Source organism: Psychromonas arctica DSM 14288, assembly GCF_000482725.1.
Lineage (GTDB): Bacteria > Pseudomonadota > Gammaproteobacteria > Enterobacterales > Psychromonadaceae > Psychromonas > Psychromonas arctica.
In genome coordinates this window covers 37798-62966 of the sequence record NZ_AXWP01000030.1, presented here as the reverse complement: position 1 = coordinate 62966, position 25169 = coordinate 37798, and the positions used below count along the sequence as shown (strand labels likewise).

Sequence of the window (25169 nt, the reverse complement as noted above, 5' to 3'; positions counted from 1 at the left end):
ATTAGTGGGTGAGATTTGACTAGAACGGTTGAGCTAGAGTTGTTGGGAGCGCATTGTTAAACATTTAATAAGAGGTTTAATGGGGGAGTTTGATGCTGCCATATTGAGCTAAACTGAATTAAATCGAACTATATTGAGCTAGATGGAACTGAGCTAGACGGAGCTAAGCTAAACTTACAATTTATTATCTGTCGTTAACCTGATGTGACGCAATTTTTGCCACTTCCTTTAGAGACATATAAGAATCTATCGATTTTTTTGAAAATGGAATCTTTAGAATCCTGATCACTAATTTCTGTTAAGCCAATGCTGAGCGTGATTTTAACCTTATTCTCAGTATTCAGGCTAATATCTACTTTCTTTCTTATTTTTTCAATAACGGTTTTACTTTCTTCCAAGGTAGTACTTGGGAAGATGACAATAAATTCCTCTCCCCCTATGCGATAAACCATATCGCCATTTCTAATGCTAGATTGTAATGCTTTCGCGATATTTTTTAATACAGTATCTCCAAAGCTATGACCGTAAGTATCATTTATCTCTTTAAAATCATCGGCATCAAAAATAGCGATTGAAAATGTCGTGCCATATCTTTTATATAAAGAAACTAATTCCTCTATTTTTTCATCGTAAGCTTTTCTATTTTTAATCTCTGTTAGCGAGTCTATATAGGAGAGTTCTTTATTCATTTTAATTTGGTAATTTAATTCACTTAACATCTGATTATAGCTATCGATTAATAGACTGATGTCTTTAATCGCAGATGTTTCATCATTAATCATTTCATTATTTTTAATAACTTTGGTGATTGAGGTTATTTTTGATGTTATTTGTTTTTGTTTAAAACACTCAAAAATAATCAAAAAAAGTAATACTAAAATAGTTATAAACAAAAATGTATTAAGGTTGTTTTTTAAGCTTTTATCTAAGGGGGCTAGCGGAAAAGAGGTTTTAATAAATAGCAAAGTGCCACTTTCTTTGCCAAATAATGAGCCGGTAGCCGAGTAAGAATTGACTTTATTGTCTTGTTTATCCACAAAGCTTATTAATGTTTCATTTAAGGGGATTATTTTTTCTAATGCTTTATTTAAGCTGATTGTTCTTGTATCTATATTGGCAAGCTGCTCTATTTTTGGGTCTTTTAATGCAATGTTAATATCCAATAAGAACTCTTTTGTGATCTTCCTGCAATATTCATTATGCTCATCTTTAGACTTAAAATCTCCGGACTTCACATCAATATCTTGTATAAAAAACTCAGTGGCGAGATATAAGCTCGTCTTACTCGTGTCTGAGCTAAGGTAATGTAATTGCTTATTTATTTCAGAACTATAATCCAGAGAAAAGCCTATCTGAAGAATATATTTTTGATCACCAGATAATTTAATTAAATACCTTTTTAATCTTGAATCAATATCTAGTTTAGGAGAAGAGATGTCTACTTTTATCTTTTTGCTGAACATATCGTCAAAGAGATCTTTTACAATTTTAAATTGCCCTAAATTTAGCCCTATTTCTTTTTCATATGATGCTTTTTCAATAATATAATCTTTGTTGATCATGAAAATTTCATACTTACCAAACTGTACATTTTTGTTTAATATATTTTCAGCATTTTTTAAGTCGAAATTTTCTTTTTGATTGCCATATAACTCATATAATAAATCAAGCTTTTCAAGATTTTCAGCTTCCGCTTGGATAAACTGATATTCTAACTTATCGAAAATTAACCTGAATTTTTCTCTGATTTCTAATGATTTGTTGTAGTTGTTATTGTGGAAGTTTGCTGAGGTGCTGTGATTGGCGGCGTTGTATTGGTAATAAAGACCTGAAAATATAACGATGAAAAGACTAACGAAGACAAAAACGTTAAAAGCTTTTAAGCTGATTTTGTTATTCAACAAATCATATATCTGCATAATTGATCAAAATTTTGGTTATATCCATTATTACCATTACTTTATGAGGTTTAAAATTGATGTTACATGATTAATTGACAAAATAAAGTGTTCTATATCAACCCTATTTTTATGATCAAGTCCCAATCAAACCATAATCAAGCGATTATCAATAAATATCTTGAACCTTCGTTCAGTTTTCATCTCCACCCAGTTTTTATAGGTTACTGATATAGAAGCTACTTTTAATAACATCTTCTTTTAGATGTTCAAATGAATCTGCAGGGCTTGCATTCAGCGGGGTGGAGAGAGTTAGCTTGTTCGCAATCAATAATAAATTAAAGTTGTGAAATGGGTGATTGATTACACTAAGCATATTGGAGTATTTAAGCCGTTTATCTTGATCGAAATGTTTTTAAGAAAAATAATAAACGCCAAAAATAAGGTGAAACAGCCATTATCAGCAACTGTAACGGTACAGTTTATTGATAGTGTCTATTTTCAATGAATTAGAGCGCAGTCCGTCATATTGTTGTGCTGCTGTTGAGGGGGATTGAAGGTGCAGATGTCGAGTAACGGATCAAATATAAAAATAGTTAAACCGGTAAACTTATCTTTAAGCTTTTCTTTCATTAAGTCTTTTAAAGTAGTGACTTACTCTTTTTTATTGCTGTTAATTTCTGTATCTTAGCTGGCCATATTAATGCACATCTAGAGCGCTTCATGAATCAATCCGTATCAACTCTCAAATCTCGTCTTAATGCTTTTGGCCCCGGTATATTAATGGCAACTGCTGCCATTGGTGGTTCCCATCTCGTTGCTTCAACCCAAGCTGGTGCTATTTTTGGTTGGCAATTATTATGGTTAATTGTTGCTGTTAATGTCCTTAAATACCCTTTCTTTCGTTTCGGTGTTGAATATACATTGGCCACAGGTAAAAGTTTAATTGAAGGTTATCAAAGTAGAGGCCCATGGTTTTTCTATAGCTTTATTGTACTTAATATAATCGCCGCGATAGTGAATACGGCTGGGGTGATTTTATTAACCGCTAGCCTGTTGCATTACGCATTACCCGTAGGTGTTTCTATTACTTTATTATGCTGGTTGATTTTAGCTGTATGTTTAGTCATTTTATTACTCGGGCACTTTAAAGCGTTAGATAATGTCGCCAAAGTGATTATGGTTATCCTAACAATTACCACTGTGATTGCTTTTATTATCGCATTCAATAATGGTGCGATGGCACCTGTTGATTATGTGGGTCCTTCTCCCTATGAATTAGTGATGCTTAGCTTCATGGTGGCGTTGATGGGATGGATGCCAGCACCTATTGAAGTATCTGCATTGAGCTCATTATGGTTGAAAGAAAAACAAGCGCAGCAAGTGATCACAAGAAAACAAGGTTTGCTCGACTTTAATGTTGGTTACTGGTTAACGGCGGGGCTTGCGTTAGTCTTTTTTGGGTTAGGTGTATTGGTTCAATATGGGCAAAGTAGTACTGTTGTCTTAGGGGGCGTGGCATTTGCTAAGCAACTTATCGATATGTATGCACTTACCATTGGCGAATGGGCTCGCCCTTTAGTGTCCGTGATTGCTTTTTTATGCCTGTTTGGTACGACTTTGACCGTCTTAGATGGTTATGCTCGTACCCTTAACGAATCTCATAAACTATTAGGTTTTAAGCAGTCTAAACACAGTTTGAATATTTGGTTATTATTACAATCCTTTACAGGGATGGCGGTTATTTTATTCTTTAAATCGTCACTTGCTCCGATGCTGACGTTTGCGATGACCCTGGCGTTTGTGACCACACCGGTATTTGCTTGGCTTAACTTTAAATTAGTACGTTCTGAAGCAAGTATTAAACATAGTTTATTACTACGTAGTTTAAGTTGGCTGGGCTTATTGTATTTAGTGGGGTTTGCAGTGACGTTTGTGGTGTGGAAAATGTTATAACTTAAACATCTCTTAACCTAACTCTTGATCTATAAACCATGATTCATAGTCTATTATAAATTTTCAAAGTGTTACTTAATACTTCGATAAATAAAAAGCTTGAAAATATTGTTTTCAAGCTTTTTTCTACCACCATATTAATCTCTCAAATACGCTATAGTGATTCGAATTAACTTTCTTTCATTGGCAATCTTTTACTTGCTACAGATTGACGTGTTCTGCGCTTTTTTATTTCTATTGGTTTTGTTTTATGGACTAAAGACCCGTTGAATTAACCTTCTGTTCTAAAATTGTCGTCACCTTTAACTTCAAAGTGGTGCTCTAGATATTCTTTAATTATTTCTTCTGTAACATCTCTTGATGTTACACAGAAGTATCCCCTAGCCCAGAAATGATGTCCCCAATATCTCTTTTTAAGATCGGGGAAACTCTCAAATAATTTAGCAGATGAACGCCCTTTAATTCTTCTCATTGTTTCACTGGGTGCCATATTCGGTGGCGCTGAAATTACAAGATGAACATGATCCTTACTCACAACTCCTTTCAAAATTTCAATTGAAAAGGCATTACATGTTTGCAGAACTAATTCTCTTACTTTCAAACCAATATCACCTTGTAATACTTGGTATCTATATTCAGTCACAAAAACAAAGTGATATTGAATTTTAAAAACTGTATGACTGCCATATCTATAATCTATAACTACCTCCTAACACTAATAGAGAGATTATAGCTAAAGCTGACCGGCTAAAGCCGATGGTTTTAACCTTTTAGGTGACTAATAAAAATCACTGGAACAGGTTTTATTTTTGCTCTATAACGGGTTCTAGTTCAAATACTCTTTTACCATAATCAGGTTAGACTAAAAAACATACCGTTGGTCAAGGAATGTCGAAATTAATTTTAAATAAAATCGAAGATAAAAAATTTGAAATTAACAATTGGCACCAATCAAGCCTGGTTATCAAACAATCAGATGCTTATACCAATCGCAGATCTATTTTAATTTAATAATACCTGTACTTAAAGATGACTCATGATAATCCTCAGCTTTTCCATTACAGGGTCTTTTTATTGTAAAGTTCTTTGATAACAAGCTCTTCTCATTACAATCACATGATCGTCATCTTAGTCATCTTACAAGCCACTGCTGAAGGCCCATTTATTCTATGCAATGAGAGTAATAATCAATGACGGATCAATCTTCCTTAGCAAGATAACGTATTTAAATTAACTTTTACCTCAAAATAGGCTATTTTATTGTACGATATTTGTTCTTTTTTATAATTTTTTCTATGTTTTTGGGGCTACTAAATCAAAATAAACATGTCGTTGGTGAATGTCATTTATTAGTACAATGTTATATTTATGCTAATAATAAAAGAGGTGGGCATGAATGGAATGAAAAATATCGGCATCGTTAATGCGCAATCTTTTTGCTTAAAACATGTTAAACACTTTATCATTGCACTGGTGTTAATCAGTTTTGCTTCTCTGTTACTTACTTGGTCGTTACCGTTTATTGAAAAAGAGATCACTTGGTTTATTTTTTATCCAGCGGTCATATTAGCAACATTATACGGTGGTATCGCCGCAGGCTTTATCGCAACCTTCTTAACGCCTTTTACGTTATTTTTTATTTGGCCCTTAATATCGACATATCCCCTGATTAATAATGTTTTCGATCTTTTGGAAATGTCCTTATTTATTATTATTTGCAGTTATATTTCTTACTTACACGGCTTATTGCAACGCTATAAAGCACAATTAGTACAATCCAAACAGGCACATCAATCAGATCAACATGAGCATCAGTTTATTACTAAATTGATCGACTCTATGCCCAATATGATTGGTTATTGGGATAAAGAACTCAATTGCCAATTTGCAAATAAAGCCTTTAGTGAATGGCATACTCAACACCCTAAAGACCTTATCGGTATCTCTTTTAAGGAGTTGGCAGGGGAAGCGCTGTATAGCTTAAATGAACCACACATTAAAAATGTTTTAGCCGGAAAAGCACAGCGTTTTGAACGTACACTGCAAAAAACAGATGGTACTAAAGGTAGTATCCTTGCGCAGTATATTCCTGATTTTGATAGTGATGGATCGGTAATCGGGTTTGCTATTCAATCCAGCGAAGTGACCGAATTAAAAGAAACAGAGGCGCAATTAAAGTTAGCAACCTGTGTGTTTGATAGTACTGTTGATGGCGTCTTGATTACCGATATTAACGGATTTATTTTGTCTGTGAATCCTGCTTTTACTCATATTACTGGTTATTCCGCTGAAGAAGCGATTGGTTTAACTCCGAATATTTTGAAGTCTTATCGACAAAATGATGATTTTTATACGGCTTTATGGGCAGAACTAAAAAAACATGGTAAGTGGTCTGGCGAGATCTGGAACCGTCGTAAAAGTGGAGATATCTTTTTAGTCCGTTTAAATATCAGTATGGTGAAAGACGAAGAGGGTAAAACAATCAGGTATATTTCTGTGTTCAGTGATATTACCGATCTTTGGCATAAAGATGAGAGTTTAAAGCATTTAGCTTTTTATGATGCATTAACAGATTTACCTAACCGTACTTTGTTAATGGAACGTTTGGGTCAAAAAATCATTGGTAGTAAACGTAGGCATAATAAACTCGCGGTCATGTTTTTAGACCTCGATGGGTTTAAATTAATTAATGATTCCTTTGGTCATAATACTGGTGACGAATTACTTAAAGTTATCTCTAGTCGATTGTTAGACTTGGTTAGGCAGTCTGATATTGTCGCTCGCTTGGGTGGGGATGAGTTTATTTTTGTGATGGATAATCCGTTACATAAAGAGGAAATATTGCACCTTGCTGAACGTATTATTAATTCCATTAAAGAGCCTATTGAAATCGATGATAATCATCTACAAATAGGCTCGTCTATTGGCATCGCGATATATCCGGATGATGCGACAACATCGGTTGATTTAATTGAAAAAGCTGACCATGCTATGTATCAATCAAAAGATCCAGAGCGAAGCTCGATTCATTTTTATGAGTCAGATTCTAATCAAATAAATCGCAATCAATCACTCGGTAGTAATGAAGCATTAATCGACAATGAAACATCCCTCAAGGAATCAGAGCTTGGTAAAGTAGATTAATGACTAGATTCTTTTATGACTCACTATTCCGTGACTCTGCTACTAAGTTATGGTTGTTTTAAGTACTTCCAAATAGATCGATTAACTATGCTTTATTCGCTTTATTTCTCTTCTTCATCAAAACCCACATTAGCGATGTTTTAGATCGCCATTGTTCGTTATTTATCTACAGAATTCATTAAATCGTCATATTTATTACGTACTTTTAAGGCATAAAATAATCAACCTTAAGGTCTCCAATGTTAATAAATAAAATAGGTTTAGTGAGTGTGCTTTCTGCAGTGGTGTTATTTGGTTATGTTAATCGAGGGATAGCCGCAGAGATGGATGAGATTTTAGAAACGTTTCCTCAGCTAGGCAGTGAATTACCCCATTCTGTATTACGTGCCGACTTAAAAGATGCAAAAACACAATTGCCCCTTGAGATCCGCAACGGAGGCTATGGTTCAGCAATGACTGCTCACCCTACACAAGCTAACCAGTTTTATGCGTTAACAGATCGTGGCCCCAATGCGAACCACCAAGGTGATTATGGAAAAGGTAAAAGCTTTCCAGTGGCAGATTTCACGCCACGCATTGGTTTATTTGAAGTAAAAACTAACGGCAAGATTGTGCAGTTAAAAGACATTTTATTAAAACGTCCGGATGGCAGTCTGATCTCTGGTTTACCTAATAGTTCTGCATTGGGAGGGACAGGTGAAACACCTTACCATGCAGATGGAAACCCGGTGTTAGTTAATGATAAATTACCGTATAACGTAACCTCAAACCCTATTAAGTTAGATGATTATGGGCTGGACGGTGAAGGATTAGTCGCTTTAAAAGATGGCACATTTTGGGTAAGTGATGAATACGGCCCACATATTGTTCACTTTGATCATAATGGTATAGAGATGACTCGTATTAATGCGTTCAAAGATGATAGTCGTGCTTTATTGCATTTACCTGCTGTCTTTCAACATCGTCGTGCTAATCGCGGTATGGAAGGGTTGGCGATCACACCTGATGAAAGTACGCTGGTGGGTATTATGCAATCCACCATGAAAAACCCTAATAAAGCAGCACAAAAAGGCGACCTTACACGGATTGTTAGTATCAATTTAAATAATGGTGAAACTGAGCAGTATTTGTATCGCCAACAGAAAAATGAGAATGCAAACTCTGAAATCGCCGCATTGACAGCCAATAAGTTTTTAGTCATTGAACGAGATGGCAGTTTTCTGTTTGGCGGGCCTAAAAATGCAAACCCTAATGCACAAAAGCAAATCTATCGTATTGATCTTCGCTCAGGAACCGCATTATCTAAGGTGGCTTTATCTTCAACCATTATGCATGATGAGAGCCGTGGATTATTGATTGATGGACTGACATTAGAGCAGTATGCACAGGAAAAAGGCTGGGATGCGCTCGCTGAAAAGGGTATTAAACCGGTCACTAAAAAGTTGATCATTGATATGGTTAATGAAGTGGGTTACGCACACGATAAAATGGAAGGTTTATGGATTATTGATGATCAACACTTAGGCGTATTAAATGATGATGATTTTGCGACTTGGTCAACGGACGGGAAATTAGAGCAAAAGTATCTGGATAAAAACACCATAGATAGTAATCGTCTTTTCATTATTAAAAAGAATTTGCTTAGCGATTAATCAACAGCTCTATTTATTAACTTTACTCAACATCTTTACTCATACCTTTACTCAGTCATTGGGGCAGATTTTTCAATGAGTAGAGCAGACCTTACAAGGTTTATTGCAATTAAACTTGTAAGGTCTGAATGACCTATTTCTACCATTGGTTTTACTAATTATTACCTGGTTACAGTGATTTATTCGCAATCACCTAACTGGCACTATCTAACGCCAATTATCTAATAAAAAGCATCTAACTGAGATTATTAAACTGCCGTTATCTAACTTTCGATATCTGACTAGTACTATCTTACTGTAATGCTGCTCTGTGGTTACGCACTAATCTGATACTTTTTCTAAAGTAATGCACCAATTTATCACCTTCGTTAATCAACATAAATATTATTATCTTTAGTTATCATGGGTTTAAATTGTGGTACGGTTTTTGTAACTAATTAGTAATAATCATGATCATTGTCGAGTGAAAAATGTATCAACTATTCTCTATTCCCGTACAAAAAATTATTCATTTCGCTGGTTTTAAAGCCATGCTCAGTATTTATATGGGTCTGCTCTCTGTGATTATTGCTACACAGATTGTGATCGTTAACTTCCCTGAACAAATTTCAGTGCATGTGTTATCAATAGAGTTAGCCATTTTATTTTATTTATCCATTGCACTAGTGATGGCGATCAATAATGAATTGCACTCTTTTAAGCAAATGTTTCGTTTATTAAATGCGGATAGCTTCGATTACCGAGGCCTGCAAACAAGTCATTTAATTACAGCACATTTTATTGACCAACTGCTCGCTTCTTATCGAGAATTAGGGCGAGTAAATGATAAATATAAAGATAGATTAAATGAAGTTTCTTACTCTGCCATTCAAGTGATCGATACTGCACATACCGTTGCAGAAAACGTACAAAAACAATCTAATGCGACTAATTCAACCGCCGCTGCTATCACTGAGATGAGTGCTTCTTTAAGTGAGGTAAATGGGGGGATTCGTGAGGTACATCTTTCATCTCAACATGCATTTGATACTGCTGAAAAAGGCCGTGCATCTATTGTTGATCTTAAATTATCTTTAAAGAGTGTTGTATTTGAAGCAAATCAAACGGCTGGCGATATCGATGTTTTAATGACATTAGCCAACAGCGTTGCTGAGATATCTCAATCTATCCAAGGGATCACAGATCAAACTAACTTATTAGCATTAAATGCTTCTATTGAAGCTGCTCGCGCTGGTGAATTAGGACGAGGTTTTGCGGTGGTCGCTGATGAAGTTAGAGCGCTCGCTTTGCGTTCACGTATTGCAGCTGATGATATTGTTAAAAATGTCGATTTGGTCAAAAACCAAAGTCATAAAATAAGTACGAGTATGGCGAAAGTGGTTACTCAATCAACGCAGTGTGAGCAAGGTGCAAACTTAGTGGATCAATCTTTACAAGAAATAGAGAGTGCAAATTTAGACGTGAGAGAGAAGATGCAAACTGTCACTGATAATGTTGCGCAGCAGACTCTCGCCACCAATGAAATTAGTGAACATATAGAGCGAGTAGTACAAGGGGCAATTGCTAATGCTGATGTTGCAAAACAAGCTGAAACGGTTGCGGCTCATCTCAAATCATTAACACAAATAATTTAACAAAAAATAAGTTAAGAGGGATGGATATGGCAATCTATATTGTTATTTTATTGCTGATGGTGTTGGTTGTAATCTTGTTACATCACTATAAAACCAAACAGAAAAAAGCATTACAAGTGCGAGGCCTGGCGAATATAGCTTATTTAAAGTCGTTGATTGGAGCAGTACAAACACATCGAGGATTAAGCTCTGCTTGGTTAAATGGAGATCAAAGTAAACAAGCGATGTTACTGACTTTTGAACAACAAGCTGATAGTGACATTAAATATTTACAACAAGATATGGCGGCGGATGAAAATGGACGTTGGGACTCCTTTGTTGACCATTGGGCGCGTATAAATCAACCGGGTAATACCAATGATGCCGATAATAACTTTAAACAACATACGCAAATGATTGCTAATTTATTATATCTTTTGGAAGATGAAGCAGAACATAAACATCTTAATGCGATGTCATTACAAGCGCTAGCTCATATTGGTTTTGTGTGGCGTGAATTGGTGCAAACCACGGAGATGATTGGGCAGTCTAGAGCGATTGGAACAGGGATTGCGACCCGTAAAATATGCTCTAGTGTCGATAAAATTCGGTTATCTTTTTTACAACAAAATATGCAAAAAATAATTAATGAAACCTTACCTAAACTAGGTTCATTAGACAGTGAAAGCGAACAGCATAAGGCGTTATTAACCACTGCCTTTGCGACTATGCAGTGTTTAATGGAAACGATTAAAAGCGACTTAATTCAGGCGGATAAAATAACTATCACACAGGATCAATACTTTGCTCTAGCCACTAACAGCATTAAGTCGTTAGATGAAATTTTTAAACACCAACTAGCACAAGTCAAACAGGTTATTTGATTGGCTTTTGACAATGAGTTAATAGGCAATCAGTTAGTAAGTAGTCTTAGATGGCTCGTTACTTCTTACTCAACGAGCTGATTGATAGAGAGGAAAAAAGGGTTGTATTGTTTTCTTAAGACTCGCCGTCTTGAATGGTGCCCACTAGTAATACTGGAGCGGCATCAAGTTCAGTTGCATCCATCATTGAAGCAATTCGCTCTACGGCTGATAATAGTTGGCTTTGTTCCCACTCTTCAAGATGTTGATAACGTTTAATAAAGTGTTCTTGTAAAGGCTGAGGGGAAGAGCTTAAAACGGCTTTACCTGCTTCACTGAGTGATAAATGCACTTTACGTTTATCTGTTTTACTGCGCGTTCTGATCACAAAGTCACGTGCTTCCAATCTATCAATAATTGTTGTCACTGTGGCTGCACTGAGGGTTATTTCTTGGGCAATTTGCTTGGCAAGCGGTGCTTCAAGTTGATCAATCTTTCTCATGACTAATAACTGTGGGCCAGTTAATCCTGACTCTTTGTTTAATTGGCGAGAGTGAATACTGATTGCTCTGATCACTCGGCGTAAAGAAATTAATAACTGTTCGTGCTTTTCCATAAATCCCAACCCTATTTTTTGCGTAGCATAACAAAAATAATCGTAACTCTCATGTGCAAAGTAATAAAAAAGCAGAATAGTGAAGATCACTATTCTGCTTTTTTGGATCATCCGCTTAACCATTAAACGTGGGCTTTCACCTTATTTAATGGTATTCGCTGTGGTCTGTATTAATCCATTAACTCAATTTTAGTAAAGTCAATTTTGTTCTCTTTTGGCGAACGTTCAATATCAGATACTTTTCGGTAATGGCTTAGTAATATATAACCAAAACATCCTAAGATTAATCCGATTGCTAATGCACCAACCCATTGAATTTGTAAAAAGTCTAATTTAAACAATAATGTTAGGCCACTTAATAAAGCAATATTACCAACGATATAAGGTATTTTACCAAAGCGTTGTACTGTTAAGTTTAAGTTATCAGTGTATAAACGAACTAGTGAATCTAATGAGTTGATCACAAACGTAATACCGACAATCACCATCGCTAAGTTATAAAAACCTGCTGTTGAGATAGCATTTGCACTGTAGTAATAAAGCACAGTAAACCAAATCGCAATTGGGATAGATGGGAAGATCATCATCGCCGCTAGTACTTGATAAGTTCTCATACCACTTACAAAACGAGAGGTAAATTGGCCAATCATTATGCTCCAAGCAAACCACCAGTAAAGGTAAAACTCATGGTAATCATTGATCGGTAATACAAAGTGATGCAGGTTACCAAAGTAGTCACCTAGTAAGCCAAAGGTAGTAAAGAACTCACCTACACTTGAATTATCAGATAAGAAAGCGCCTGCCCACATAATGATGATTAACGCGAAAAATAACCAGCTACTACCTAGACTCAAGATACGAACATAACGGATGCTTGTACTTGAATATACTGCAGCGGCAATCGCTAAGAATACAATTAAGTAGAAACTACCGACAATGGATTCGCCATCACCAAGACCAGGTAAATACCAAGGTAAGTTGGTTAATAATAAATAAGCAGTAAAGGCACACGTACCGATAATAACCACATTATTAATGAATTTGATCAGTGGTACTTCGAAAAATTTAACTCTTGGTTCAATAACACAAAAGTAGAAACAAGTGACAAAGTAGAAGGCCCAAATTAAGAAGGCCCAAAACCCAAACTCAATAGAGAGAGGATTAGTGAAGCCATACTCTGGACTGGTCGCTAAATCTGCATACCCTGCAAACTCAGTCAGCGGGAACATGATCAAACCTACATCTAAACCAGAAGTAAATAGGATCGCGATAAAAGTAAACTTACGCACTGGTGTGACACCAATACATTGCATATTACCCCAACGGTACAGGATGAACGCAATAGCGGCAAAAACGAATAAGATGCCGGCTGATAGCCAAAGAGTCATTATTTGGCCTCCAAGTGGATAGTGTTGATAAACATAGATAATTCCTTGTTTTATGTTTTAAAACGCTACGCCATTATTTTTAAGACAATCTTGTCCTCAAACCTTAAGTATCGTAGTGATAATGCCAATAAATGACATATGTAGATGACGATAGTTAAACCCTGAAAAATAACGTAGTTTAATAGGCCATTTACAAAGTTACACATAAATTACATCGCTGTATAATTTGCGTAGGTTGGCCTTACACCTCATCTTAGTGATTCGCTGATGTTGCAATCAACGACTCACTAGGAGTGAAACTGATTTACAATTAACTGGTCTTTCGTTTTGGTGCTGCTAATCGTTGGCTATGTTGCCAATCTTCTGCAACCGTCACTTTAGCGGTACTGGGTGACAGCATTTTATTACCTAGAATAATATCTGCAGCACGCTCTGCGACCATAATGGTCGGTGAGTTAAGGTTACCGTTAGGGATAGTTGGGAAAATAGATGAATCAACAACACGAAGCCCTTCAATGCCATGCACTTTAGTTTCTGAGTTGACCACGGCCATTTCATCTTCACCCATTTTGCATGAACAAGAAGGGTGGTAAGCACTTTCAACTGAGCTTCTTACAAACTCATCAATTTCTTCATTTGTTTGTATCGCTAATCCTGGTTGGATCTCTTCACCACGATATTCATCTAAGCCCGGTTGATTAATAATCTCACGGGTTAAACGAACACAAGCTCTAAAGCCTTCAATATCATCTTGATGTGATAAGTAATTAAATTGAATTTGTGGTGCTGCATGTGGGTCGTTTGAAACGACTTTCACTGCGCCACGACTTTTCGGCTTGTTATGACCAATATGTACTTGGAAACCATGGCCTGCAAACGCTTCTTTACCGTCATAACGCATTGCTGCTGGTAAGAAATGGTATTGAAGATCTGGCCATTCTAAGCTCGCTTTTGAGCGGATGAAGCCACAGGATTCAAAGTGGTTGGTTGCCCCAAGACCTGATTTATTTAAGATCCAACGCATGCCAATTAATAGCTTGTTCAGTGGATCGATTTTACCGTTCAATGAAATTGGTTTTAAACATTTAAATTGAAAGTAAAACTCAAGATGGTCTTGTAAGTTTTCACCCACACCAGGTAGCTCATGATGCTGTTCAATACCGGCTTCTTTTAAAGTTTCTGCTTTACCAATACCCGATAATTGAAGGATATGTGGCGAACCAATTGAACCGGCGCTCAGCAATACTTCTTTACTACACAGTACGTCAGTGACTTTATCTTTTACTTGGTAACGAACGCCGACAGCTTTTTTATCTTCAAGTAATACTTTGTGTACTAGAGCGTGCGTCACAACTGTTAAGTTACTGCGTTTCATCGCAGGTCTTAAATAAGCGTTTGCCGTAGACCAACGTACGCCATTTTTAACGGTCATGTGCATTGGACCGAAACCTTCTTGTTGTTCAGCGTTGTAATCAGCGGTAGCTAAATAGCCTGCGTCTACACCTGCATCAACAAAAGCTTGGTATAACGGGTTTTTCATATTGTTACCGTTATTAACGGCTAGTGGACCAGAATCACCACGGTAATCATTACCGCCAAATGACCAAGTTTCAGCTTTCTTAAAATAAGGTAAGCAATGTGCATAATCCCAGTTTTCAGCGCCAGCTTGTTGCCACTCATCAAAATCACGAGCATGACCACGAACATAAACCATGCCGTTGATTGATGAAGAACCGCCCAGTACTTTACCGCGAGGGCAATGCATACGACGATTATTCAAAAACGGTTCAGCTTCTGTTTCAAACTGCCATGCATATTTTTTGGTGTTCATCGGGATCGATAATGCAGTCGGCATCTGAATAAAAATGCTCTTATCACTGCCACCCGTTTCTAGTAGTAGTACTTTATTATTAGCATTTTCTGATAAGCGGTTTGCCAGCACGCAGCCTGCACTGCCTGCTCCCACAATAATATAATCATAATTTGTTGTAGTCATAGTCATCCTTAAAATGGGCTTTCAAGTGTTTGCATACCAACATATACCGCTTTAATTTGGGTATAAGCTTTTAATGTTTCACTACCATTTTCTCGGCCAATACCTGACATTTTGTAACCACCCACTGGCATTTCTGCTGGTGAAGCACCATAAGCGTTGATCCAGCAAATACCCGCCTTAATTTGATGTATCACACGGTGAGCACGGGTAATGTCTTGGGTGAAGACTGCTGCCGCTAAACCAAGGTGTGTATCATTTGCGCGTTTCACTACTTCTTCTTCTTCAGAGAAAGTAAGTACAGACATAACAGGACCGAATATTTCTTCTTTAGCGATCGTCATTTGGTCATTACAGTCAGTGAAGATAGTCGGTGCTACAAAGAAGCCGTTTGGCGCATTTTCAGGTTGTAATGCTTTACCGCCTGTTAATAACGTTGCGCCTTCTTTTTTGCCAATTTCAATGTAATCGAGTACTTTTTGCTGGTGGTCTTTAGAAATCAATGCACCAAAGTTTGTTTCTGGGTTCATTGGATCACCACAGATGATGTTTTGCTCTGTACGTTCTACTAAACGTTTAATAAATTGCGGGTAGATATCTTTTTGAACGAATACGCGTGTGCCGTTAGTACAAACTTCACCTTGTGTATAGAAGTTACCTAGCATGGCTGCTGACACTGCGTTTTCTACGTCTGCATCATTAAAGATAATTAACGGTGATTTACCGCCTAATTCCATGGTCACTTCTTTTAATGAACTAGCGGCTGCGGCCATTACTTTTTTACCGGTACCGACTTCGCCAGTGAATGATACTTTTGCGATATCATCATTACCGGTTAACCATGCGCCAACACGTCCGTCACCTTGAACAACATTAAACACACCATCAGGTACGCCAGCCTCAGTGAAGATCTCTGCTAAACGCATTGCGCCACGTGGAGTTTCTTCTGATGGTTTAAAAATCATTACATTACCGCAAGCTAAAGCGGGTGCTGCTTTCCAACAAGCGATTTGTATTGGGTAGTTCCACGCACCAATACCAGCACAAATGCCTAATGGTTCGCGACGTGTGTAATAGAAGTCATCACCAACCGTTTGTTGGTTACCTTCGATACTTGGTGCAAGGCCTGCGAAAAATTCGATTGAATCAGCACCTGTTACTACATCAACTTCCGATGCTTCTTGCCATGGTTTACCTGTATCCAATACTTCGCCAGCTGCTAGGTCGTCATTATGTTCACGTAATAAAGCAACGGCTTTAAGTAGGATTCGGCTTCGCTCTATAGCGGTCATTGCAGACCAAGTTGCAAATCCTGCTTTTGAACTTGCAATCACTGCTTGTTGTACTGCTTCTGTTGCTGTTTCTACTAAGTAACTAACTTGTCCAGTGGCAGGGTTAATCACTTCAAATGTTTCACCGGTACCATTGGCGATATATTGGCCATGTACATAATTTTGATAAACGACTAATGATGACATTGATTTTCTCCATACTGTGTAAGAACAGTATTTATAAAGGCTTTAGATAAAATTTGAGCTTGTTTGAATTCTTCTTCTGGTGTCGAGCTCAAGGCGCTTCGTAACCAGAAACCGTCAATCACAGCTGCAGTTTGTTTGGCTGCATTAATGGCAGCGGTATTAGGTAGTAGCTGTTTAAAGCAAAAAAGGAGGTTGCTGTATAAACGCTGACTATTGATATGTTGAAGTCTTGCTAGACCAGGTTCATGCATTGCTTGAGACCAAAAACTTAACCATGTTTTTGTTGCTGCACTGGATCGTTGCAGCTCGGTAAAGTTGGCTTCTACAATCATCGATAAACGATCTATTGGGGACAAATTTTTACCTGATATTCTGATTAATAACGCTTGTTTCAATTGGTCGAGAAGGTATTTAAGCGCTGCTTCAATTAACCCTTGTTTGCCACCAAAATAATGACTGATTATGCCAGATGACATACCTGCCATTGCACTGATGGTATTAATAGTGGTGTGCTGTAAACCATGGCGTTCTACGGACATCAATGTCGCATCGATCAGTTGTTGTTGTCTCGCTTCTTTGACCGCTGGCCTTGCCATACATAACTTCCTTTTTATGTTTATGCTTCATAAAACGTTATTAATTGAACGTTCAATTAATAACAATTCTAATGATTAGTGCACTAACTATCAAGGGTTCATTTAAATTCCATTAACATATTGTGTTAACAAGGTGTACCTAAACCGTCACTTGTAACTCATTGTTTGTTTGTTTAAGTTGTTGTTTTTATTTGTTTTGCGCGCGATTGCTGTAAGTTAAATGTAACAAAATAGTTACAGATGAAATAGTTTTTGTTGTAATTAAATTAGTTGGTTTTTATGGCGGAATAATACAAGAAAAATGATTTATTAATCATATTTACACGTAGGCAGCGGCTAAATTAAGTTTAATAAAGTGGTGGTTAAGTTCGGCTTTGATGACCATTTGTGCAGGTATTAAGTTTTAAGGAATGGGATTGTGATTAAACGGAATTGGTCTATTTTGGGTTGACCTATCGACAAAAATACTTTTATTAACGGGCATATTTACCTGTTGTGTTAGATATTGTTTGTTTTTTGTTTTGCTTATTGTCGTTGCGTTATTTTATATTCGTTTTCGAGCGAAAATATTATTAGTGTTCATTTTATTATGCTGTTTTTAAGCGCTCGTGATTGCTTTATTGCTATCTTTTTACTGTCTATTAATTCCTTTTATTCATTTTGTTCAAGAGGTTAGGTTCCATTAGCATGTCGCAAAATTATTTTTGTTGATTTAAATCATTTTGTTTTCGATTGTGATCTATTTATCAGAAGTCTGTGCTCGTTCGAACTATAGTTCGCTCGTAAAATAGTTGATGTGAAGGTAGTCTCGTGACTCCGAACAAAAACTAATCACTTATTTTAAAACTGCTCTTATTTATCCCAAGGAATAACATTATGCTAAACATTTTTAGGCCAATGGCGCATATCGACCGCCTACCTGAAGGCCAAATTGATCCCTTATACAAACGCCTACGTTGGCAATTGTTCCTAAGTATTTTTATAGGATATGCCGGTTATTATTTAGTACGTAAAAACTTTAGTTTAGCGATGCCTTTTTTGATCGAAGAATATGGTTATAGTCGCGGCGATCTTGGGGTTGCATTGGCGTCTGTTTCTATTGCTTACGGTTTATCTAAATTCTTAATGGGTAATATCTCAGATCGCTCTAATCCACGATACTTTATGAGTGCTGGTTTGATGATGTCTGCTCTAGTGATGCTGTGTTTTGGTTTTATGCCTTGGGCAACCAGCAGTATTACCGCAATGTTTATTCTTTTATTTTTAAACGGTTGGTTCCAAGGAATGGGGTGGCCTGCTTGTGGTCGAACAATGGTTCACTGGTGGTCACATAAAGAGCGTGGCGGTATCGTTTCGGTTTGGAATGTTGCACATAATGTGGGTGGTGGTTTGATCGGTCCGTTATTCCTATTAGGCTTGTGGGCTTTTAATGATGATTGGCGTGCTGCTTTTTATGTTCCTGCTTTCTTTGCATTATTAGTGGCTGGATTTACTTTCTTAACCATGAAAGATACACCGCAATCTTGTGGTTTACCGGCTATTGAAGAATACAAAGATGATTACCCAGATAACTATTCTGAGTCTTTTGAAAAAGAGATGACAGCAAAAGAAATCTTCTTTAAGTATGTGTTTAATAATAAATTATTATGGTTTATCGCGATCGCTAATGCATTTGTTTATTTAATTCGTTACGGTGTACTTGACTGGGCACCTGTTTATTTAAGTGAAGTAAAAGAGTTCTCTGTTGATAAATCTTCATGGGCTTACTTTTTATACGAGTGGGCTGGAATTCCTGGTACGTTATTATGTGGTGTGATTTCTGATAAATTGTTTAAAGGTCGTCGTGCACCAGCTGGTATTTTATTCATGCTGCTAGTAACTGTTGCAGTATTAGTCTATTGGTTTAACCCTGCAGGAAATCCAATGGTTGATATGGCTGCCTTAGTTGCGATTGGTTTCTTAATTTATGGTCCTGTTATGTTAATCGGCTTATACGCGTTAGAACTTGCTCCTAAAAAAGCAGCGGGCACAGCGGCGGGTTTAACAGGATTATTTGGTTACCTTGGTGGTGCGGTAGCCGCTAATGCATTATTAGGTTACACAGTAGATATCTTCGGTTGGGATGGTGGATTTTTAGTGATCGTACTTGCATGTGGTTTATCTATATTCTTCTTAACACTTGCTATGCTTGGCGAAAATAAAATTCATAAGCAACGTAAGTTAGATTTAGAAAGTGCAGCCGTTTAAGTATATATAATTAAATGTTTTATATATGAATTAGAACAGCCTTAACTTACTGAAATGAATACTAAAGCCCGTGTTGGTTATTTGCTAATACGGGTTTGTTTTTTTACCCGTAGCAATCGATGAATGCTTAATTGCATGAAGGATTGATAATAATGCCAATACTGTTAAATAACTGATCATTTTGTTGGTTAGAATGCTTCACTTCTGCTTTAGAAGTTTTGTAATAGATCGTCAATTTCATGCAATCTTTGCTTTAAATTGACGCCTTTTTTTTACCCAATAATTGATCATATAGTTGATGAAGTTGGTATAAGTCAGCCGTTATTTAACGGTTACATTTTATGATAAGGATGGATCAAACGATGTTTACAAAATTACCCCGTTTAAAAAAATTATGCTTAGGAATAATTGTAGCATTACCTATTATCAGCAGTGCTTATGCAGATAAAATCGTGGTTGCCCATCGTGGTGCAAGTGGTTACTTGCCTGAGCACAGCATGGCAGCAAAATCTATGGCTTATGCTATGGGCGTTGATTATATCGAGCAAGATGTCGTGATGACTAAAGATAACGCGTTAGTTATTTTACATGATCATTATCTAGATGGTGTTACTAACGTTGCTGATGTTTACCCAGATCGTAAACGTGAAGATGGTCGTTATTACGCTATAGACTTCACCTTGGCTGAAATTCAAACACTAAGTATGACAGAAGCCTTTAAGATGAAAGATGGTAAAGCTACGGCTGTCTATCCTAAACGCTTCCCTCTTTGGAAATCGCAGTTCAAAGTGCATACTTTAGAAAATGAGATTGAATTGATTCAAGGCATGAATGCTAGCACAGGTAATAATGTAGGTATTTATGTTGAAGTGAAAGCGCCTTGGTTACATCTTCACGAAGGTAAGGATATTAGTGCCGCAGTATTAAAGGTCTTTAAAACATATGGTTATACTAAAAAATCCGACTTAGCTTATTTTCAATCCTTTGATGCGAATGAATTAAAGCGTGTTAAAACGCAGCTATTACCTGAATTAGGCTTGGATGTTAAATTAGTTCAATTGATGGCAGAAACCAGCTGGAATGAGACAATGGAGTATCAAGATGGTAAGGCGCAACCTTATAATTATGATTGGATGTTTAAACCTGATGCAATGAAAAAGATTGCTGAGTATGCAGATGGTGTGGGTCCATGGAAGCCAATGGTAGTTGCACCTGAGTCCACTAAAGATAAGCTTGTATTTACTTCATTAGTTAAAGATGCACATCAAGCTGGTATGGAAGTTCACCCTTATACTTTCAGATTGGATGAAGGAAGAATTCCAGACTATGCAGAAAATTTTGAAGATTTATTAGATATTTTCTATAACAAAGCCAATGTTGATGGTGTTTTTACTGACTTTCCTGATCGTGCGGTTAACTTTTTAAAGCAAGCTAAACAATAAATTGAGCGTCTTTCTTATAATGAAAGAAGTTTAATGTGAAAAATTTAATCTGAAAAGCACTTAGCATATTGTAAGTGCTTTATTTTTGCCTATAAAAGGTTCACATGAAGTTGTTTTTAGAGCGGTTAAACCTTGGCTGTAGACGAAGTCACTTGCAAGGGAATGTTATGTTCTTTTAAGATAGCAACAATTTCATCTGGTGGTGTAAGGTCCGTTATTAGCATATCTAACTCACTGATATTTGCTAAATTAACCATCGCATTACGGCCAAATTTAGTATGATCTACTGCCAAATAAATGCGACGACTATTCTCTATAATGGCTTTTTTAACGCGCACTTCATGATAATCAAAGTCTAATAAAGAACCGTCATAATCAATCCCACTAATTCCTAGAATGCCAAAGTCTAAGCGGAACTGTTTAATAAAATCGAGGGTCGCTTCCCCAACAATACCACCATCCTTGTTGCGTACTTCGCCACCGGCAAGAATGACTTTAAAGTCTTCATTACCCATTAAAATACCTGCAACATTGATATTATTGGTTACAACACGTAAATCTTTATGTTTTTTGACCAACTCTTTAGCAATTGATTCCGGTGTTGTACCAATATCAATGAATAAAGTAGCGCCATCGGGAATGTGTTTGACTAATGCCTCTGCAATGGCGTCTTTTTCGTGTGATTGCATGACTTTACGGGCACTATAAGCAGTATTAACAGAGCTTTGTTGTGTTGTTGCTCCACCGTGATGACGGCGTATTTTATTCTCATCTGCGAGTTCATTAAGATCTCGTCGAATAGTTTGGGGGCTAACGTTGAAGTGTTCAACTAGATTATCGGTACTGACATATCCATTTTTTTGTACTAGCTCTATTATTTCCTTATGTCTTGTTGTCTGCTTCACGAATATTATTCCTTGTGTTACTGGCTAAATTCAATAAAACAAGTTTACTGCGCTAGCGATGAATAGCAAGAAATTACAAAATTTATGAGCACTAGGCAATGCTTTATTTTCGAATTAGAAATAAATTGGGTTTTTGCATGTGTTGATGAGGCTCTGAACAATTGGGGGGAGAGTATCGAAAAGAGCATCCTAAGATGCTCTTTTTATTGTTAATTAATCAATTTTCTCATTAATAAAATTAACTTTATATGCGTGGCTTATGGTGTGTCTTCGTTATTTTCGTTGTGAAGATCAGCCCATACCATGGCACATTTTATTGCTCGTTTCCAACCGTTGTAACGTTGCTGACGTTTTTCTTGTACAGCTTTAGGTTCAAATGAGCGTTCAATGGTTGCTTTATCTTTTAGTTCTTCTAAACCATCCCAGAAACCAACAGCAATACCGGCAAGGTAAGCTGCACCCAGTGCTGTCACTTCAGTAACTGCAGGGCGATGAACCGCTGTATTTAATACATCAGATTGGAACTGCATTAAGAAGTTATTTGCTACTGCACCACCATCAACTCGTAATGAAGCTAACTGGATATTTGAGTCTGCTTGCATTGCGTCAAGTACGTCACGTGTTTGGTAAGCAATGCTTTCTAATGTTGCACGAATAATATGGCTAGAATTAGTGCCTCGATTTAAACCGACGATTGTTCCTCGAGCATACGGGTCCCAATATGGTGCGCCTAAACCTGTAAAGGCAGGGACGACATAAACGCCGTTAGAAGAGTCAACTTTAGTTGCAAAGTATTCAGAATCTTTTGCATCCGAGATTAACTTCAGTTCATCACGTAACCATTGGATTGAAGCGCCACCCATGAATACTGCACCTTCCAGTGCGTAAGCTGCTTCACCTCTAGGACCACAAGCTATTGTTGTTAATAGGCCATTTGCTGATGTTATTTTCTCTTTACCTGTATTCATTAACAAGAAACAACCTGTGCCGTAAGTGTTTTTTGCTTGGCCTTTTTCTACACACATGTGTCCGTACAATGCTGCCTGTTGGTCACCAGCAATACCGGCAATAGGAATACGGGTTCCACCTTTACCACCAATGTTCGTTTTACCGTAAACTTCTGAAGAGCTTTTCACTTCAGCCATCATTGATCTTGGAATGCCGAAATCTTTTAATAGTTTCTCATCCCATTCTAATGTGTTGATGTTGAATAACATCGTACGTGATGCGTTGGTGTAGTCAGTTACGTGTACTCTTCCCTGTGTCATTTTCCAAATTAACCACGTATCAACGGTACCAAACAGTAATTTTCCAGCTTCTGCATCTTCACGCGCGCCTTCTACATTATCCAATATCCATTTAATTTTGGTACCTGAGAAATATGGGTCAAGCATTAAGCCTGTATTTTCACGTACGTATTCTTCTAATCCCTGTGCTTTCAGTTCTTCACAGATGCTTGCTGTACGGCGACACTGCCAAACAATCGCATTATAAACTGGCTTACCTGTTTCTTTGTTCCATACAATTGCGGTTTCACGTTGGTTAGTGATACCAATACCTGCGACTTGATCACTGCCAATACTTGCTTTTGCTAATGCTTCAGTTAGTACGCCACTTTGTGTCGCATAAATTTCCATAGGGTCATGCTCAACCCAACCAGAATGTGGATAAATTTGTGTGAATTCACGCTGGGAAACACTGACAATGTTGGCATCGTGGTCAAGAATTACTGCGCGAGAGCTAGTTGTACCTGAGTCCAGCGCAACAATATATTTTTTATTGGTCATGATGTTGTCCTTTTATTTTCATTTGGTTATTAATTATTTAATGATATAGATACTTTTAATGTGTATGTGTTGAATTAGCAGGATACTGAGAGATAAGTCTCCTGCTATATCTTATTTAGTCACAATCGTTCGGGATCGTGCATCCTTGTCCAACTACGGGTAAATATTGCGCGATTACTTTCGGGTAAACCCAAGCGCCAAAACATGCACCTACGATTGGCGCTAGAATAGGAATAATAAAGTAAGGAACTTCTTTTGCGCCAGTAAGAGCAAAGTCCCATCCTGCTAAATAAGCAAAAAGCTTTGGACCAAAATCTCGGGCAGGGTTCATTGCAAAGCCTGTTAGTGGACCCAAAGAGCCACCAATAACGGCAATTAAAACGCCGATTAATACAGGGTTTAATGCACCACGTGATGCACCATTGTTATCATCACCTAATGCTAAAATAGCAAACATTAATACGGCTGTAATAACAAATTCAACAGCAAAAGCATCGATTAAAGAGATTGATGGATGCGGATAAGTTGAAAAAATGCCTGCAGTTGAAAGTGCAGCTTCGCTGCTGCGAACAAAGTTATGTGCAATTTCATAATCAGTGAATAAGCTGCTATATAAAGCATAAATGAGTGCAGCAGAGCAAAATGCGCCTAATACTTGAGAAGCGATATAAGGTAAAACTTTACGTTTATCAAAACCATGAAAAGCAGCTAGAGCAATCGTTACAGCTGGATTTATATGAGCACCAGAAACGCCTGCAGTACAATAAATGGCTATTGCTACACCCATCCCCCACATGATGCTAATTTCCCATTGGCCGAAATTAGCACCTGCTAATACTAGTGCAGCAACGCAACCTACACCAAAAAATATTAATAGCGCTGTACCTATAAACTCTGCAATGCATTGGCCTAGTAGTGAATGTTGTTTACTCATTTTGCTTCCTTATCTTTGTTTCAATGTATGGATGTGTTTAGATAAAGCAAAGATACTTATGATTAACAAATTAGCTACATTCTCAATCATTTTTTGCGCGTTCGGTCATGTTTTATTCTAAATCGAACTTTTTATGTGCTTTTGGAATGTTTTATTTGTTACTTGAATGTAAAGTTTAAATTATTTTTTACGTGAGGTTAGATGGTTTTTTTATCTATTTTATCTTTTTTATTAGAAGCTTATCTACTTTTTATGCTTGTTGGTGATGTTGTGAATGATTAGTTATATCTTTGATGTATTACTTGGTTGAAAAAATGTTCGAATATGAGCGTTTGAAAGAGAATTTGAGCTCTTTAAGTCATTACGACAAATGGTCTGGGAAGATTTTAATATCTTAGGAGGTGTGTTGATTGGTGTCGTTGTTTAAATGCCAAGGTCCATTAAGATTCATATATTATTATTTATTTTGCCCAAAAACTATCATTTTAGATCCTTCTATGTGGCTCTAGGCAGTTCTAGATTTTTTAAATTATCCTGGTTTGCTAGGGCTAGTTAATAATGAACAAAATTGCACGGCGCTGTAATCTAAGACTTAAAATTAAAGTATCGATATAGTGTTAATTTTCACTTTTTATTATCTTTGTAGTTATTTAAGTA

Annotated in this window: 17 protein-coding genes; 7 read left to right on the top strand and 10 right to left on the bottom strand. The window is 36.9% G+C overall.

What is annotated here, in order from left to right; all coding sequences use genetic code 11:
- Positions 1 to 194: 194 nt before the first annotated feature.
- The gene (locus H592_RS23170; protein ID WP_028867877.1) at positions 195 to 1919 is read right to left on the bottom strand and encodes a GGDEF domain-containing protein; all 1725 of its coding nucleotides are present in this window, start codon (positions 1917 to 1919) and stop codon (positions 195 to 197) included.
- Positions 1920 to 2621: 702 nt separating this feature from the next.
- On the opposite strand from H592_RS23170, the gene H592_RS0105370 reads away from it, so the two are divergent.
- On the top strand, positions 2622 to 3854 hold the full coding sequence (locus H592_RS0105370; RefSeq protein ID WP_028867876.1) for an Nramp family divalent metal transporter: 1233 nt from the start codon (positions 2622 to 2624) through the stop codon (positions 3852 to 3854).
- Between the two features lie 271 nt (positions 3855 to 4125).
- Here the strand turns inward: H592_RS0105370 and tnpA are convergent, their stop codons facing one another.
- Positions 4126 to 4554, bottom strand: a complete 429-nt coding sequence (gene tnpA / locus H592_RS0105365; RefSeq protein ID WP_028867875.1) for an IS200/IS605 family transposase — start codon at positions 4552 to 4554, stop codon at positions 4126 to 4128.
- 692 nt (positions 4555 to 5246) lie between these two features.
- On the opposite strand from tnpA, the gene H592_RS21530 reads away from it, so the two are divergent.
- The 4 genes from H592_RS21530 (at position 5247) to H592_RS0105340 (ending at position 11147) form a co-directional block, all read left to right on the top strand.
- Positions 5247 to 6998: a diguanylate cyclase domain-containing protein gene (locus H592_RS21530; protein WP_245600368.1), complete on the top strand. Its 1752-nt coding sequence runs from the start codon at positions 5247 to 5249 to the stop codon at positions 6996 to 6998.
- A 239-nt stretch (positions 6999 to 7237) separates the two neighbouring features.
- Positions 7238 to 8650: an esterase-like activity of phytase family protein gene (locus H592_RS0105350; protein ID WP_028867874.1), complete on the top strand. Its 1413-nt coding sequence runs from the start codon at positions 7238 to 7240 to the stop codon at positions 8648 to 8650.
- 470 nt (positions 8651 to 9120) lie between these two features.
- On the top strand, positions 9121 to 10284 hold the full coding sequence (locus H592_RS0105345) for a methyl-accepting chemotaxis protein (RefSeq protein WP_051369011.1): 1164 nt from the start codon (positions 9121 to 9123) through the stop codon (positions 10282 to 10284).
- A gap of 26 nt (positions 10285 to 10310) precedes the next feature.
- Complete coding sequence (locus H592_RS0105340; protein ID WP_028867872.1) at positions 10311 to 11147, top strand: nitrate- and nitrite sensing domain-containing protein; 837 nt, start codon at positions 10311 to 10313, stop codon at positions 11145 to 11147.
- A gap of 115 nt (positions 11148 to 11262) precedes the next feature.
- Here the strand turns inward: H592_RS0105340 and H592_RS0105335 are convergent, their stop codons facing one another.
- From H592_RS0105335 to betI, 5 genes are all read right to left on the bottom strand, one after another.
- Positions 11263 to 11742 (bottom strand): MarR family winged helix-turn-helix transcriptional regulator, encoded by a 480-nt coding sequence (locus H592_RS0105335; RefSeq protein ID WP_028867871.1) that lies wholly within the window; start codon positions 11740 to 11742, stop codon positions 11263 to 11265.
- A 170-nt stretch (positions 11743 to 11912) separates the two neighbouring features.
- Positions 11913 to 13130 (bottom strand): BCCT family transporter, encoded by a 1218-nt coding sequence (locus H592_RS0105330; RefSeq protein WP_028867870.1) that lies wholly within the window; start codon positions 13128 to 13130, stop codon positions 11913 to 11915.
- A 310-nt stretch (positions 13131 to 13440) separates the two neighbouring features.
- On the bottom strand, positions 13441 to 15132 hold the full coding sequence (gene betA, locus H592_RS0105325) for a choline dehydrogenase (RefSeq protein WP_028867869.1): 1692 nt from the start codon (positions 15130 to 15132) through the stop codon (positions 13441 to 13443).
- 2 nt (positions 15133 to 15134) lie between these two features.
- Positions 15135 to 16601, bottom strand: coding sequence for a betaine-aldehyde dehydrogenase (betB, locus tag H592_RS0105320; protein ID WP_028867868.1), 1467 nt, complete (start codon positions 16599 to 16601; stop codon positions 15135 to 15137).
- Entirely contained in the window at positions 16589 to 17197 is a 609-nt protein-coding gene (gene betI / locus H592_RS0105315; protein WP_028867867.1) for a transcriptional regulator BetI, read from the bottom strand. The genes betB and betI overlap by 13 nt, the downstream gene beginning before the upstream one ends.
- An 876-nt stretch (positions 17198 to 18073) precedes the next feature.
- On the opposite strand from betI, the gene glpT reads away from it, so the two are divergent.
- Both glpT and glpQ read left to right on the top strand, forming a co-directional pair.
- Positions 18074 to 19444: a glycerol-3-phosphate transporter gene (gene glpT, locus H592_RS0105310; protein ID WP_028867866.1), complete on the top strand. Its 1371-nt coding sequence runs from the start codon at positions 18074 to 18076 to the stop codon at positions 19442 to 19444.
- Positions 19445 to 19806: 362 nt separating this feature from the next.
- The gene (gene glpQ, locus H592_RS0105300) at positions 19807 to 20886 is read left to right on the top strand and encodes a glycerophosphodiester phosphodiesterase (protein WP_084296204.1); all 1080 of its coding nucleotides are present in this window, start codon (positions 19807 to 19809) and stop codon (positions 20884 to 20886) included.
- Positions 20887 to 21011: 125 nt separating this feature from the next.
- Here the strand turns inward: glpQ and H592_RS0105295 are convergent, their stop codons facing one another.
- The 3 genes from H592_RS0105295 to H592_RS0105285 all read right to left on the bottom strand — a co-directional run bounded on the left by H592_RS0105295 (position 21012) and on the right by H592_RS0105285 (position 24512).
- On the bottom strand, positions 21012 to 21791 hold the full coding sequence (locus H592_RS0105295) for a DeoR/GlpR family transcriptional regulator (RefSeq protein WP_028867864.1): 780 nt from the start codon (positions 21789 to 21791) through the stop codon (positions 21012 to 21014).
- Between the two features lie 257 nt (positions 21792 to 22048).
- Entirely contained in the window at positions 22049 to 23578 is a 1530-nt protein-coding gene (gene glpK / locus H592_RS0105290; protein WP_028867863.1) for a glycerol kinase GlpK, read from the bottom strand.
- 115 nt (positions 23579 to 23693) lie between these two features.
- Complete coding sequence (locus tag H592_RS0105285) at positions 23694 to 24512, bottom strand: MIP/aquaporin family protein (protein ID WP_028867862.1); 819 nt, start codon at positions 24510 to 24512, stop codon at positions 23694 to 23696.
- Between the last annotated feature and the right edge of the window lie 657 nt (positions 24513 to 25169).